The sequence below is a fragment of the Pseudomonas sp. BF-R-01 genome (assembly GCF_019946615.1).
In the GTDB taxonomy this organism is placed as follows: domain Bacteria; phylum Pseudomonadota; class Gammaproteobacteria; order Pseudomonadales; family Pseudomonadaceae; genus Aquipseudomonas; species Aquipseudomonas migulae.
Genome location: NZ_JAGYFX010000129.1, coordinates 1 through 14,844, shown reverse-complemented (window position 1 = coordinate 14,844; position 14,844 = coordinate 1). Strand labels below are relative to the sequence as shown.

13 protein-coding genes are annotated in these 14,844 nt (G+C 61.2%); 4 read left to right on the top strand and 9 right to left on the bottom strand.

Annotated elements, in window-relative coordinates:
• Positions 1-175 precede the first annotated feature (175 nt).
• The 4 genes from KGB27_RS28250 (at position 176) to KGB27_RS28235 (ending at position 4,500) form a co-directional block, all read left to right on the top strand.
• Positions 176-1,474 (top strand): OprD family porin, encoded by a 1,299-nt coding sequence (locus KGB27_RS28250; RefSeq protein ID WP_223557179.1) that lies wholly within the window; start codon positions 176-178, stop codon positions 1,472-1,474.
• Positions 1,475-1,733: 259 nt separating this feature from the next.
• Positions 1,734-2,552 (top strand): NAD-dependent epimerase/dehydratase family protein, encoded by an 819-nt coding sequence (locus tag KGB27_RS28245; protein WP_192227450.1) that lies wholly within the window; start codon positions 1,734-1,736, stop codon positions 2,550-2,552.
• A gap of 52 nt (positions 2,553-2,604) precedes the next feature.
• Positions 2,605-3,492, top strand: a complete 888-nt coding sequence (locus KGB27_RS28240; protein ID WP_223557178.1) for an SMP-30/gluconolactonase/LRE family protein — start codon at positions 2,605-2,607, stop codon at positions 3,490-3,492.
• 129 nt (positions 3,493-3,621) lie between these two features.
• Complete coding sequence (locus KGB27_RS28235; RefSeq protein WP_223557175.1) at positions 3,622-4,500, top strand: aldose 1-epimerase; 879 nt, start codon at positions 3,622-3,624, stop codon at positions 4,498-4,500.
• Here the strand turns inward: KGB27_RS28235 and KGB27_RS28230 are convergent.
• The 9 genes from KGB27_RS28230 to KGB27_RS28190 all read right to left on the bottom strand — a co-directional run bounded on the left by KGB27_RS28230 (position 4,485) and on the right by KGB27_RS28190 (position 14,655).
• Positions 4,485-6,212 (bottom strand): NahK/ErcS family hybrid sensor histidine kinase/response regulator, encoded by a 1,728-nt coding sequence (locus tag KGB27_RS28230; protein ID WP_223557172.1) that lies wholly within the window; start codon positions 6,210-6,212, stop codon positions 4,485-4,487. The two genes, KGB27_RS28235 and KGB27_RS28230, sit on opposite strands and share 16 nt — an antisense overlap.
• A complete protein-coding gene (ercA, locus tag KGB27_RS28225; protein WP_008024858.1) occupies positions 6,196-7,359 on the bottom strand; it encodes an alcohol dehydrogenase-like regulatory protein ErcA in 1,164 nt (387 codons plus the stop codon). Before ercA ends, KGB27_RS28230 begins: the two co-directional genes overlap by 17 nt.
• 195 nt (positions 7,360-7,554) lie before the next feature.
• The gene (gene pqqE / locus KGB27_RS28220; RefSeq protein ID WP_223557169.1) at positions 7,555-8,697 is read right to left on the bottom strand and encodes a pyrroloquinoline quinone biosynthesis protein PqqE; all 1,143 of its coding nucleotides are present in this window, start codon (positions 8,695-8,697) and stop codon (positions 7,555-7,557) included.
• Positions 8,675-8,947, bottom strand: a complete 273-nt coding sequence (gene pqqD / locus KGB27_RS28215; RefSeq protein ID WP_008024861.1) for a pyrroloquinoline quinone biosynthesis peptide chaperone PqqD — start codon at positions 8,945-8,947, stop codon at positions 8,675-8,677. Before pqqD ends, pqqE begins: the two co-directional genes overlap by 23 nt.
• Positions 8,944-9,696 carry a pyrroloquinoline-quinone synthase PqqC gene (gene pqqC, locus KGB27_RS28210; RefSeq protein WP_223557166.1) on the bottom strand — a complete coding sequence of 251 codons (753 nt, stop codon included), beginning with the start codon at positions 9,694-9,696 and terminating at the stop codon, positions 8,944-8,946. Before pqqC ends, pqqD begins: the two co-directional genes overlap by 4 nt.
• Before the next feature lie 118 nt (positions 9,697-9,814).
• Positions 9,815-10,729 carry a pyrroloquinoline quinone biosynthesis protein PqqB gene (gene pqqB / locus KGB27_RS28205; protein WP_192227445.1) on the bottom strand — a complete coding sequence of 305 codons (915 nt, stop codon included), beginning with the start codon at positions 10,727-10,729 and terminating at the stop codon, positions 9,815-9,817.
• Positions 10,730-10,784: 55 nt separating this feature from the next.
• Complete coding sequence (pqqA, locus tag KGB27_RS28200) at positions 10,785-10,856, bottom strand: pyrroloquinoline quinone precursor peptide PqqA (RefSeq protein ID WP_003253598.1); 72 nt, start codon at positions 10,854-10,856, stop codon at positions 10,785-10,787.
• Positions 10,857-11,116: 260 nt separating this feature from the next.
• Complete coding sequence (locus KGB27_RS28195) at positions 11,117-12,637, bottom strand: aldehyde dehydrogenase family protein (RefSeq protein WP_008024867.1); 1,521 nt, start codon at positions 12,635-12,637, stop codon at positions 11,117-11,119.
• Between the two features lie 242 nt (positions 12,638-12,879).
• Positions 12,880-14,655 (bottom strand): PQQ-dependent methanol/ethanol family dehydrogenase, encoded by a 1,776-nt coding sequence (locus tag KGB27_RS28190; RefSeq protein ID WP_008024869.1) that lies wholly within the window; start codon positions 14,653-14,655, stop codon positions 12,880-12,882.
• Positions 14,656-14,844: the final 189 nt, after the last annotated feature.

The window sequence follows — 14,844 nt, the reverse complement described above, 5'->3', positions numbered from 1 at the left end:
GTACTTGAGATCGCCATCGCCGGCAAGCCGGCTCCTACAGGGATCGTGCGGGGCCATTCAAGTCATCGTATAACTTCTGATTGACATACCCTGAAACACTCGCAAATAATCGCCCCGATGTTGTACGACGACGTATGACAAAAATAAAAACAACAAATACCCAGGGAACGTCACAGTGAGCAAACTCGCCCGCAATTCCTCCATCCGCACTTCTCGCCCTGTCTTCGCACGCCGGCATACCCTGAGCCTGATCAGTTGCAGCAGCCTGGCCGTACTCGCCATGCCTGTGATCGGCCACGCCGAAGGTTTCGTCGATGACGCCAAGGCCACGCTGAACCTGCGCAACTTCTACATCAACCGCAACTTCACCAACCCGACCTACCCACAAGGCAAGGCCGAAGAGTGGACGCAAAACTTCATCCTCGACGCCAAGTCAGGATTCACCCCAGGCCCGGTCGGTTTTGGTGTGGATGTGCTGGGCCTGTACTCGCAGAAGCTCGATGGCGGCAAAGGCACCGGCGGTACACAACTGCTGCCGATCCACGATGACGGTCGCCCTGCCGACAACTTCGGCCGGATGGGAGTGGCGCTCAAAGGCAAAATCTCGAAAACCGAATTGAAGGTCGGCGAATGGATGCCGATACTGCCGATCCTGCGTTCGGATGACGGTCGCTCCCTGCCGCAAACCTTCCGCGGTGGCCAGGTGACGTCTACCGAGATCAGCGGCCTGACGCTCTACGGCGGCCAGTTCCGCCAGAACAGCCCGCGCAACGATGCGAGCATGGAAGACATGTCCATGAACGGCAAAGCGGCGTTCACCTCAGACCGTTTCAACTTCGGTGGTGGTGAATACCTGTTCAACGAGAAGCGCACGCAGGTCGGCGTGTGGTACGCGGAACTCAGCGACATTTATCAGCAGCAGTATTTCAACCTGAGCCACAGCCAACCCATCGGTGACTGGACCCTCGGCGCCAACCTCGGCTTCTTCAACGGCAAGGAAGATGGCAGTGCCCTCGCCGGTGACCTGGACAACAAAACCACGTTCGCCATGCTGTCTGCCAAATACGGCGGCAACACCTTTTACGTCGGCCTGCAAAAGCTCACCGGCGACAATGCCTGGATGCGCGTCAACGGCACCAGCGGCGGCACCCTGGCCAACGACAGCTACAACTCCAGCTATGACAACGCCAGGGAAAAATCCTGGCAACTGCGTCATGACTACAACTTCGTCGCCCTGGGCATTCCCGGCCTGACGATGATGAACCGCTACATCAGCGGCGATAACGTGCACACCGGCGCCATCACCGACGGCAAGGAATGGGGCCGCGAATCGGAACTGGCCTACACCATACAGAGCGGCGCGCTGAAGAACCTCAACGTAAAATGGCGCAACGCGAGCATTCGCAAAGACTTCAGCAACAACGAGTTCGATGAAAACCGCATTATCATCAACTACCCGATTTCGTTGTTGTAATACGTTCCCCGGCTGATCCAAAACCTGTAGGAGCCGGCTTGCTGGCGATCCAGACGACGCGGTCTTGCTGATACACCGCGGTGCCTGCATCGCCAGCAAGCCGGCTCCTACAAGGGATAGCGTTCTTGCCAGGTAACCCTCCGTCTTTTTTGACCAAAGTGGCGTTGACAAGACCCGGAAACCCTAACGATACTTCGGCACAGTCGTACGACAACCTACAACGATTTCAACAACAATAATTTCGCGCCCAGGAACTTCCATGACCACCACTTCCCAAGCCCCTTTCAATCGCCTGCTGCTGACCGGTGCCGCCGGTGGCCTCGGTAAAGTGCTGCGTGAACGCCTGCGGCCTTACGCCAAGGTCATTCGCCTGTCAGACATCGCCGACATCGCCCCCGCCATTGATGACCGCGAAGAAGTCGTGACCTGCGACCTCGCGGACAAGCAAGCCGTGCATCACCTGGTCGAAGGCGTGGACGCGATCCTGCACTTCGGCGGCGTGTCGACAGAGCATTCGTTCGAAGACATCCTCGGCGCCAACATCTGCGGTGTGTTCCACATCTACGAAGCGGCGCGCCGCCATGGCGTCAAGCGGGTGATTTTCGCCAGCTCCAACCACGTCATCGGTTTCTACAAACAGGATGAAGTGATTGACGGCCGATCCCCTCGCCGCCCGGACAGCTACTACGGTTTGTCCAAGTCCTACGGCGAAGACATGGCCAGCTTTTACTTCGATCGCTACGGCATCGAGACCGTCAGCATCCGTATCGGCTCGTCGTTCCCGGAACCGCTAAACCGCCGAATGATGAGCACCTGGCTGAGCTTCGGCGACCTGACCCAACTGATCGAACGTTCCCTGTACGCGCCGAACGTTGGCCACACCGTGGTCTATGGCGCTTCCGACAACAAGAACACTTGGTGGGACAACCGCTACGCCACCGCGCTGGGTTATGCACCGCAGGACACCTCTGAAGTGTTCCGTGCAAAAATCGACGCCCAGCCGATGCCGGCCGCTGATGACCCGGCGATGGTTTACCAGGGTGGCGCGTTTGTCGCGTCCGGTCCGTTCGGCGATTGAGTCAGCGCTGTTCACTTGATCCCCACAACAAAAACCCAGGGAATGAGTTGCCATGCAAGCCGAATTGATTGTCGATGCCCGCAACACGGTCGGTGAAAGCCCGGTCTGGGTCCCGGAAGAAAACGCCCTGTACTGGGTCGATATTCCCGCCGGGGGCCTGCAACGCTGGAGCGCCGAAACCGGGCATGTCGAGGCCTGGACGGCGCCGGAGATGCTCGCCTGCATCGCGCGTCACCGCGATGGCAGCTGGGTCGCCGGGATGGAAAGCGGATTCTTCCGCCTCCAGCCGCACAATGACGGCAGCCTCGACAGTGAGTTGCTGGCCCACGTCGATCACCCGCGCACCGACATGCGCCTCAACGATGGTCGCTGCGACCGTCAGGGGCGTTTCTGGGCCGGCAGCATGGTGTTGAACATGGGCGCCAACGCGGCCGACGGTGCGCTGTATCGCTACGCCGACGGGCAGCGCGGGCCGCTCGACGCGCTACTGTCAGGATTCATCGTCCCCAACGGCCTGGGCTTCAGCCCGGACGGGCGCACGATGTACCTGTCTGACTCGCATCCCTCGGCCCAGCAAATCTGGGCCTTCGATTACGACATCGACAGCGGCACGCCGACAAACCGTCGGCTGTTCGTCGACATGAATCACTTCTGCGGTCGCCCCGATGGCGCTGCCGTGGATGCCGAAGGCTGCTATTGGATTTGTGCCAACGATGCCGGGCTGATTCACCGTTTCACCCCCGACGGACGCCTGGACCGCTCCCTCACCGTACCGGTGAAAAAACCGACCATGTGCGCCTTCGGCGGCAGTCGACTGGACACCCTGTTCGTGACCTCGATCCGCCCCGGCGACGACCATGACGAACAGTCACTGGCGGGCGGTGTGTTCGCCCTTGATCCTGGGGTAAAAGGTTTGCCGGAACCCCTTTTCAGCCACTGACCGAATTCGCCAGACAACGCTGTACCTGTAGGAGCCAGGCTTGCCGGCGAAGGCGATCTCAAATACGCCTTCGCCGGCAAGCCTGGCTCCTACGGATAGTCCACGCATTCATAGATTTCGCAGGTCACCATGACGCCAACACTGCTCGAACTCGAAGACGAATTCACCCACCTCACCCTCGCCCCCGAAACCGGTGGCAGCATCGTCAACTGGACCATCAACAGTTCGGGCCAGCCGCTGTTGCGCCACAGTGACGCGCACGCGCTGAACACCGGTCTACCGGGCAAGCTCGGCTGTTTTCCGCTGGTGCCATGGTCCAACCGCATTTCCGACGGTGGTTTCGATCGCCCGGACGGCTGGCTCGCGCTCGAGCCAAACAGCCTCACCGATCCCCTGCCGATTCACGGCAGCGCCTGGCAACAACCGTGGCAGGTGGTTTCGCAGACCCGTGATGAAGTCGTCCTGCAACTCGACAGCACCAGGCCGTTCGCCTATCGCGCCCGGCAGCGTTTTCATTTGAGCCAGGGCAAACTGAGCATCGGGTTGCACGTCACGCATCTGGCCGAGCGCGCCGCGTGGCATGGTTTGGGGCTGCATCCGTACTTGCCGCGTACCGCCGGAACTCGGTTGCAGGCAAAGGCTGAGCAGGTGTGGTGGTGCGACGCCTCGAAACTGCCGACCCGACTCGGTCCTTTGCCTGCCGAGTGGGATTTTCGCCAGCTCAAGGCCCTGCCCGACACGCTGGTCGACAACGGTTTCTGCCAATGGGATGGCCATTGCCTGATCCAGCAACCCGACCTCGGTTATGAACTGGAATGCCAGGCCAGCGGCAGCGATTACTTCCTGCTCTACTGCCCGGTGGACCTGGGTTTTTTCTGCATCGAACCGGTGAGCCATCCAGTCAATGCGCACCACTTGCCCGGTCGGCCGGGACTGGTGCTGCTGGAACAAGGTCAATCCGCCGAGCTGGGTTTCAGCCTGCAATACCGCGCCTACCCCAACAGCTGACTCAGCACCGCACGCAACTTGCCGGGTTTCACCGGTTTGTTCAGCAACGGCGCATCCAGTCGCTGCAAGGAGCGGCGGCACTGATCGGTGCGGTCGGCGGTGATGATCACCGCCGGAATCGTCTGGCTGAAATGCTCGCGCAAATGCCGGACCACCTCACACCCCACCACCCCATGATCGAGGTGGTAATCCGCCAGAATCAGCTCCGGCGCGTGGCCCTGCAACGCGGCCAGCGCCGAGGCCTCGTCGGTGGCGGTGACCACTTCGCAGCCCCATTGCCCGAGCAGCGCGCTCATGCTTTGCAGAATGCTGACCTCGTTGTCCAGCACCAGCAAACGCCGGCCTGGCAGCGGATTGCCCGTGCCCGGCTGCGGCGCCGCGAGGCTGATGGGTAACGGAACCTCACGGGAAATCGGCACCTCAATGCTGAACATCGAGCCGCGTCCCGGCAGCGAATGCACCTGGACCCGGTAGTCGAGAATCTTGGCGATGCGCTCGACGATCGCCAACCCCAGACCCACACCTTTGCGGTCGGCAGCGCGGCCGACGTCCAGTTGATTGAATTCAAGGAAGATCGAGTCGAGGCGATCCGCCGGGATCCCGCGCCCGGTGTCCCAGACTTCCAGACGCAGCCTGTCACCGCGACGCCGGGCCCCGAGCAGGATGCTGCCCTCGTCGGTATAGCGACAGGCGTTGCTGAGGAAATTGCGCAGGATGCGCGTCATCAGGCGCAGGTCGGTGCGAATGGCGTAATCGCCCATGTGCACACGCAAGCGCAGCCCGGCCGCGTCGGCCACTGACTGGAATTCCGACACCAGCGGCCCGAGCAATTCATCGAGGCGGTACAACGCGACATCCGGTTTGACTGCCGCTTGATCGAGCCGGGAGATGTCCAGCAAATCGGTGAGCAAGTCTTCCGCCCCTTCCAGGGCCTGATGCGTGCGTTCGACCAGCACCTGTTCGACGTCCGGGAGTTTGCGCTCACGCAAGGTCGAAATCAGCAAACGCGCAGCGTTCAGCGGTTGCAGCAGGTCATGACTGGCAGCGGCGAGGTATTTGTCCTTGCTGCGATTGGCGGACTCTGCGGCATCACGGGCATCGCGCAAGGCTTCGGCGATCTGTTTACGCTGGGTGATCTGTTGCTGCAGGTTGCGGTTGGCTTCAAGCAATTCGTCGGTGCGCGCGGTGACGCGTTGTTCCAGTTCGTCATTGAGCTGTTGCAGCCGTTGCTGGGCCTGTTTGCGTTCGGTGATGTCGGCGACAAACCCCTCCACCAGTTGTTCCTTATCGGGCCTGAGCAACAGGTTCATCAGCACATCGACGCTGCTGCCGTCCTGGCGGCGCAACTGGGTTTCGTAGCCGTGCAGGCTGCCTTGATGCCGAAGGATCTCGCCGATGTTTTCCAGCTCCTGCTCACCGCCGACGAACAGCTGGCTGGCCAGGTCTGCCTTGGAAAACATCACATCTTGCGGGTCCTGATAGCCGAGCATGCGTGCCAGCGCCGTGTTGGCGGCACGCATGCCGCCGTCGAGGCTGGCCTGGAAAATCCCGTAGACCGCGTGCTCGAACAACCACTTGTAGCGATTGCGCTCGGTTTCCAGGTCTTCCAGGCGGGCGGCCAGTTCCGGGTAATGGCTCTTGCGCGCCGAATGGCTGCCCAATCCGAGCAAGCCGGCCAGCGCCGCCTGTTGCTCGTCAGAGGGCTTCGCCATAGACGACCTCGACATCACGCTGACTGGATTCACGCGGGTTGGTCAGGATGCACGGGTCGTGCATGGCATGTTGCGACAGGAACGGGATGTCTGCCGTGCTGACGCCGTGCAAGCCGAGGGTTTCGTGGAAGCCGATGGCGTGTTTCAACGCGATCAGATGTTCAACCAGCCGCCCACAGATCTGCCGGTGATTGAGGCCACGGCAATCGATGCCGAACGTCTCGGCAATCACCTTGAAGCGTTCCGGCGCCGAGCTGTAATTGAAGGCCACCACGTGCTCCACCAACACCGCGTTGCACAGGCCATGGGGCAAATCGAGGAAGCCACCGAGGCTGTGAGACATGGCGTGCACCGCGCCGAGGATCGCATTGGAAAACGCCAGCCCGGCCTGCATGCTGCCGAGCATGATTTTCTCGCGCAGGGCGATGTCCGTCGGGTTGGCGATCATTTGCACCAGGTTGCCGTTGATCAGGCGCATGGCTTCCAGCGCGTGGGGGTCGGTCAGTGGCCCGTGGCCCGTAGAAACGAAGGCTTCGATGGCATGCACCAACGCGTCGATGCCGGTACAAGCCGACAGGAACGGGTCCATGCTCAGGGTGGTTTCCGGGTCGATCAGCGACACGTCCGGCACCACCGCTTTACTGACGATGGAGAATTTCATGCGCTCTTGCTGGTTGGAGATGATCACGAATTGCGAGACGTCCGCCGAGGTGCCGGCGGTGGTCGGGATCAGGATCAGTGGCGGGCTGGGCACGCTGATGGTGTCCACCCCTTCGAACTCGAGGATGCTGCGCCCGTGAGCGACGACAATGCCGATGCCCTTGCCGCAGTCCATCGGGCTGCCGCCACCGACGGCGACGATCACGTCGCAATGGTTTTCCCGGTACAACTCGGCACCGAGCATGACTTCCTCGACACGCGGGTTGGGCGAAACGTCGCTATACAAAAAGTAATCGATGCCCTGGGCCTGCAGGCTGGCCTCGACATCGGCAACCCAACCGGCGGCAATGACGCCGGGGTCGCTGACCACCAGGACCTTGCGCGCGCCAAAGGTCTTGGCATAGTTGCCGACGTTGTGCCGGCAACCGGCACCGAAGATGATTTCAGGCGAAACGAATTTACGCAGCTGGCTGAGACTCTGGCTCATTGGAAAGCCTGTTTTTATTGTTTTGGAAGGTAAGAACCACACTAACCCATCCGGCTGTGAATGCAATCAGACCAATGGGTAGTCAGATTCCCTGTAGGAGCCGGCTTGCCGGCGATGGCGGCCGTACTGGCGATGTATGGCTCGCGGGCCTCATCGCCAGCAAGCTGGCTCCTACAGGGGGGAGTGTTACTTGATTCATCCGCGGTAGATCAAGCGGGAGGCCTTCTCATTGCGCAAGGTCAGGTGTTCCATGCCCTGCCCCGGCGCTTTGGCCTCCTCGCGAGCCTTGAGGATCACGCCATGGTGCGGTGACTTGCTGCACACCGGGTCGGCATTGGCGGCATCGCCGGTCAGCATGAACGCCTGGCAGCGGCAGCCACCCAGGTCCTTGTGTTTTTCATCGCAGGAGCGGCACGGCTCCTTCATCCAGTCGTCGCCACGGAAGCGGTTGAAACCGAAGGAGTCGTTCCAGATGTGCTCGATGCTGTGTTCGCGCACATTGGGGAATGTCACCGGCAATTGCCGGGCGCTATGACAGGGCAACGCCGTGCCGTCCGGGGTGATGTCGAGAAACAGATTGGCCCAGCCGTTCATGCAGGTCTTGGGGCGTTCTTCGTAGTAATCCGGGGTGACGAAGATCAACTTGCACGGATGCCCCTGCGCCTCAAGCCGTTCGCGATATTCATTGGTGATGCGTTCGGCGCGCTGCAATTGCTCGCGGGTCGGCAACAGGCCCACGCGATTGAGCTCGGCCCACCCATAAAACTGACACGTGGCGAGCTCGACAAAATCCGCTTCCAGCTCCAGGCACAAGTCGATGATGCGGTCGATGCGGTCGATGTTGTGCCGATGGGTGACGAAATTCAGCACCATCGGATAACCCTGGGCTTTCACCGCGCGGGCCATGGCGAGTTTCTGCGCGAACGCCTTGCGCGAACCGGCGAGCATGTTGTTGACCGCCTCGTCGGCGGCCTGGAAGCTGATCTGGATATGGTCGAGCCCGGCGACCTTGAAATCATGGACTTTCTGCTCGGTCAGGCCGATGCCCGAGGTGATCAGGTTGGTGTAGTAACCCATGTCCCGTGCGGCTTTTATCAGCTCCGCCAGGTCCTGGCGCACCAACGGCTCACCGCCGGAAAACCCCAGTTGCGCAGCGCCCATCGCACGCGCTTCGCGGAACACGCGAATCCATTCGTCAGTGCTCAGCTCTGCGCCTTGCTGGGCGAAATCCAATGGATTTGAGCAATAGGGGCATTGCAACGGGCAGCGATAAGTCAGCTCCGCCAGCAGCCACAGCGGTGGCCCCGGCGGCGCATCATTCGATCCAGAATTGAGCATGGGCCACCTCCAGAAACGCCAGCACATCCTCGTCGATCCCCGGCACACCGGGAAAACTCGCGGAGAGCAAATCGATGATCGCCGCCACACTGCGTTGACCGTCCAGCAGATCAAGAATCTGCCCGGCACTGGCGTTGAGTTTGATCATGCCTTCGGGGTACAGCAGCACATGGCAGTCCTGACGAGGTTCCCACTGCAGGCGAAAACCCCGGCGCAATGCCGGTGACTGCGCACGATTGATCGGGCTCACAAGGCGATCCCCCGATGCCAGACGCGTTCGCTGGTCACCGTGTGATACGGCGGGCGTTCCAGCTCATAGGCCATGCTCATGGCGTCGAGCATGCTCCACAGCACGTCGAGCTTGAACTGGAGGATTTCCAGCATGCGCTGCTGGGCTTCGACGGTGACATAGTGCGCCAGGGTAATGCGCAAACCGTGCTCGACATCGCGCCGCGCCTGACTCAGGCGCGTGCGGAAATAGTCGTAACCGGCGGCGTCGATCCACGGGTAATGCGCTGGCCAGGCGTCGAGTCGCGACTGGTGGATCTGCGGGGCGAACAGCTCGGTCAGCGAGCTGCTGGCCGCTTCCTGCCAGCAGGCGCGCCGGGCGAAATTGACGTAGGCGTCCACGGCGAAACGTACACCGGGCAATACCAGTTCCTGGGACAGAATCTGCTCACGATCCAGGCCCACCGCTTCGCCCAACCGCAGCCAGGCTTCGATACCGCCTTCGCTGCCAGGCACGCCGTCGTGGTCGAGAATCCGTTGCAGCCACTCGCGACGCACGTCGCGGTCCGGGCAGTTGGCGAGGATGGCGGCGTCCTTGAGCGGTATGTTGATCTGGTAGTAGAAGCGGTTGGCGACCCAGCCTTGAATCTGCTCGCGACTGGCGCGACCGGCGTACATGGCTTGGTGGAACGGGTGATGGATGTGGTAGTACGCGCCTTTGGCGCGCAGGGCCTGTTCGAATTCGGTGGGGTTCATCGCTGTATCAGTCATTGCAGGTCTCCTGGAGGATTTGCGGTGTCTGGTCTGGCGCCTTCGCGGGCAAGCCTCGCTCCTACAAGGACCGCGCTGTACCTGTAGGAGCGAGGCTTGCCCGCGAAGGCGTCATCCGCTACAGCACAATATCCATGCCGTCATAAGCCACCTCGATCCCCCGCCGCTCCAGCAACGCCCGCTCAGCCGAGTCTTCGTCGAGGATCGGGTTGGTGTTGTTAATGTGGATCAGCACCTTGCGCTGACGAGTAAAACCCTCCAACACCTCCAGCATCCCGCCTGCCCCACTCTGCGGCAGATGCCCCATCTCGCTGCCCAGGCTCTGGCCGACTTCACAGACGCGCATTTCGTCATCGCGCCACAACGTGCCATCCAGCAACAGGCAATCGGCACGCTGCATCCAGCTCAACACCTCGTCATCGATTTGCCCGAGGCCCGGCGCATAGAACAACGAAGCGCCCGTGCGCCGGTCTTCGATAAACAAGCCAATGGTGTCGCCTGGCTGTGGGTTGCCCCGGTTCGGTGAATACGGCGGTGCATTGCTGACCAGTGGAATGGCCCGAAACTGCAACTGTTCGCAGGCCGCGATGCTGAACGGCTGGCGGTCGAGTCCGATCGGTTGCCACTGCAAACCGCCATTCCAGTGCTTGAGCATGGTGAACAATGGAAAGCCGCTGCTCAGATCTTCATGAACCCGCTCGGTGCACCACACCGAATGCGGGCAGCCTTCGCGCAGGCTCAACAGGCCGGTGCAATGGTCGATCTGGCTGTCCATCAGGACCACGCCGGCAATGGCCGTGTCGCGCAAACGGCGTGCCGGTTGCAGCGGCGCGAAACTCTCGAGTTGCGCGCGAATATCCGGGGAGGCATTGCACAGCACCCAGTCCACACCGTTGTCGCTCAGGGCAATGGAAGATTGCGTGCGACGTTGCGCGCGCAGGCTGCCATCGCGCATACCGGCGCACTGGCGACAGTTGCAGTTCCACTGCGGAAAACCACCGCCAGCGGCGGAACCGAGAACGCGAATGTGCATGGGCGATGCTCCAGAAGGCAGGCCCGGCCAACGCAGCGGCTGGCCGGGTGGACGATCAGCGGTTGGCGAAATACATCGTCACTTCGAAGCCAATGCGCAGATCGGTAAACGCGGGTTTAGTCCACATGGGTCATTCCTCTTCTTGTGCCGGACGATTCCGGTAAAGCCATTAATGCACGGGGCGGCAGGCGCCCGAATGCTACTTTCGAAGGAGGTTGTGGGGTGCGTTGGTAGGGGGTATGGCGCGGTCGTCAGGCACACAAAAATCCAATGTGGGAGCGAGCCTGCTCGCGATGAGGCCATTACATTCAACATTGATGTTGACTGTCACGCCGCCATCGCGAGCAGGCTCGCTCCCACAGGAGGATAGTGGTGATTTTGCGGGGGTTAGAAGAACCCCAGCGGATTAATGTCGTAGCTCACCAGCAGGTTTTTGGTTTGCTGATAATGGTCGAGCATCATCTTGTGGTTCTCACGGCCGACACCGGATTTCTTGTAGCCACCGAACGCGGCATGCGCCGGGTACAGGTGGTAGCAGTTGGTCCAGACGCGCCCGGCCTTGATCGCCCGGCCCATGCGGTACGCGCGGTTGATGTCGCGGGTCCACAGGCCGGCACCGAGGCCGAACTCGCTGTCGTTGGCAATCGCCAGGGCTTCGGCTTCGTCCTTGAACGTGGTGATGCCCACCACCGGGCCGAAGATTTCTTCCTGGAACACGCGCATCTTATTGTGGCCTTTGAGCAGGGTCGGCTGGATGTAATAGCCGCTCGACAAGTCGCCTTCAAGACGTTCCGCCGCACCACCGGTGAGTAGCTCGGCGCCCTCCTCCTGGGCAATTTTCAGGTACGAGAGAATCTTGTCGTATTGCTGCTCGGACGCCTGGGCGCCAACCATGGTGTCGGTGTCCAGCGGGTTGCCGCGTTTGATCTTGACGATCTTCTTCATCACCTCGGCCATGAACGGTTCGTAGATCGACTCTTGCACCAGCGCACGCGACGGGCAGGTGCAGACTTCGCCCTGGTTGAAGAAGGCGAGCACCAGGCCTTCGGCGGCTTTCTCGATGAACTGTGGCTCGGCGTTCATGATGTCTTCGAAGAAGATGTTCGGCGACTTGCCGCCCAGTTCGACGGTGCTCGGAATAATGTTCTCGGCGGCGCAATGCATGATGTGCGCGCCCACTGGGGTGGAGCCGGTGAAGGCGATCTTGGCGATGCGCTTGCTGGTGGCCAGTGCCTCACCGGCTTCGCGACCGAAACCTTGCACGATGTTCAACACGCCAGCCGGCAGCAAGTCGGCGATCAGTTCGGCGAAGACCATGATCGACAGCGGTGTCTGCTCGGCAGGCTTGAGCACGATGCAGTTGCCGGCCGCCAGGGCCGGGGCGAGTTTCCACGCAGCCATCAGCAGCGGGAAGTTCCACGGGATGATCTGCCCGACCACGCCCAATGGCTCGTGAAAATGATAGGCGGTGGTCAGCTCGTTGATTTCGGCGGCGCCGCCTTCCTGTGCACGGATGCAACCGGCGAAGTAACGGAAGTGGTCGGCGGCCAGCGGTACGTCGGCGTTGAGGGTTTCGCGCACGGCCTTACCGTTGTCCCAGGTTTCGGTGACGGCAAGGATTTCGAGGTTTTGTTCGATGCGATCGGCGATTTTCAGCAGCACCAGCGAGCGGTCCTGCGCCGAGGTTTTGCCCCAGGCATCGGCAGCGGCGTGGGCGGCGTCGAGCGCCCTTTCGATGTCGGCGGCGCTGGAGCGCGGGAACTCGGCGATCACTTCACCGGTTACCGGCGAGGTGTTGGTGAAGTACTCGCCATTGACCGGTGCGACGAACTCGCCGCCGATGAAGTTGCCGTAGCGCGGTTTGAAGGAAACGACGGCGCCGGGTGTTCCGGGTTGTGCGTAGATCATGATGGGCCTCTGTCTGGGTCGATGCCTGTCGGGCAAACAGGCGATGAACCGATAGTAGAGAGCCCCGCGTGCCAGACGAATGCGCCGTTGGCAGGGGGGGCTCTCGTTATTTGGTAGTAGGTTTCACGCATTCCCCTGTAGGAGTGAGCCTGCTCGCGATAGCGGTCTGACAGTTGACGCCATTGTTGAATGTACTGGCCCCATCGCGAGCAGGCTCGCTCCCACAGGTTTTACGGTTGGAGTTAGTGCTTGGCGACCAGGTCTTTCGGCAACTTGAAGGTCCAGAGCATGCCGCCCTGGTTGAAGTCCTTCACGCGCTTGGCCACTTCACCGCCCCACAGCGGAACTGCACCGCCCCAACCGGACAGCACAGAGACGTACTGCTCGCCGTCCATTTCCCAGGTAACCGGCGAACCAAGTACGCCGGAGCCGGTCTGGAATTCCCAGACTTTCTCGCCGGTCTTGGCATTGAATGCCTGGAGGAAACCTTCCGGCGTGCCGGTGAACACCAGGTTGCCTTTAGTGGTCAGCACCCCGCCCCACAGCGGCGCGAAGTTCTTGTGACGCCAGACTTCCTTGCCGGTTTTCGGGTCGATGGCGCGCAGCACGCCGATGTAGTCTTCGTTCAAGGGCTTGATGGTGAAACCGGCACCGAGGAACGCCGCGCCTTTCTTGTAGGCGATGCCTTCGTTCCAGATGTCCATGCCCCACTCGTTGGACGGTACGTAGAACAACCCGGTGTCCTTGTTGTAGGCCATCGGCATCCAGTTTTTCGCGCCGAGGAACGCCGGGGCGACGAACACCGAACTGCCCTTGGCTTCGGTGCCCGGTGCGCCTGGACGGCTGGCTTCGTTGTAGATCGGCCGGCCTTGTTTATCGAGGCCGGTGGCCCAGGTGATCTTGTCGACGAAGGGGAAGCCGCGAATGAACTTGCCGTTGGTGCGGTCCAGCACGTAGAAGAAACCGTTACGGTCTGCGGTCGCGGCGGCTTTGATTTCTTTGCCGCCTTCGCTGTAGTTGAACGACACCAGTTCGTTCACGCCGTCATAGTCCCAACCGTCGTGGGGCGTGCTCTGGAAGTGCCACTTGATGGTGCCGTCGTCGGGGTTCAGCGCCAGGCGTGACGACGAGTAAAGGTTGTCGCCAGGGCGCAGGTGCGAGTTCCACGGCGCCGGGTTGCCGGTGCCGAACAGCAGCAGATTGGTTTCCGGGTCGTAGTAACCGCCGAGCCAAGGTGCGGCGCCGCCGGTTTTCCACAGATCGCCCGGCCAGGTCTTGCCTGCTTCGCCACCGGAGATGCCGTTCTCTACCGCTTTGCCGTCCTTGTAGACATAGCCCATGTGGCCCTCGACGGTGGGTCGGGTCCACAACAGATCACCGTTTTTCGGGTCGTAGGCTTCGATCTTGCCCACCACGCCGAACTCGCCACCCGCCACGCCGGTAATCAGTTTGCCGTTGATCACCAGCGGCGCGGCGCTGATCGAATAACCTTCCTTGTGGTCGGCGACTTTCTTGCTCCACACCACTTTACCGGTGTCTTTGTTCAGGGCCACGAGCTTGGCGTCGAGGGTGCCGAAAATCACCAGGTCGCCATACAGTGCCACGCCCCGGTTGATCACGTCACAGCACGGACGGATGTCATCGGGCAGACGCGCATCGTATTGCCAGAGTTTCTTGCCGGTGCGCGCATCCACCGCAAACACTCGCGAGTAAGAGCCGGTCATGTACATCACGCCGTCCTTGATCATCGGTTGCGCTTGCTGACCGCGTTGTTTTTCGCCGCCGAAGGAGAAGGCCCAGACCGGCCGCAAGTCCTTCACGTTGTTGACGTTGAGGGTGTCGAGCGGGCTGTAGCGTTGACCCTGGACGCCCAGACCGTTGGTGACGACCTGCTCCGGGTTCTTGGGGTCCTGGAGAATGTCCTGGTCGGTGACGGCGGCCAATGCGGTGCCGGACAACAGCATGGCACTGAGCAACAGGCTCAAGACGAAGGGTTGGCGACGTGCGGGTTGGGTCATGACGGCTGCCTCTGCGGTTATTGTTATACCCGGGAAATTTTCCCGGTCTGGTGCAGATTCTTGGGCGCCGCCGCCCTTGCAACAATTGCCCGCAGTGCTGAGATTGCTAGTTCCTTAGTACCGGGTCTGAAATCGGATTTTTTAACGCCCAAACCTGTAGGAGCCAGCTTGCTGGCGATGGCGCCAATG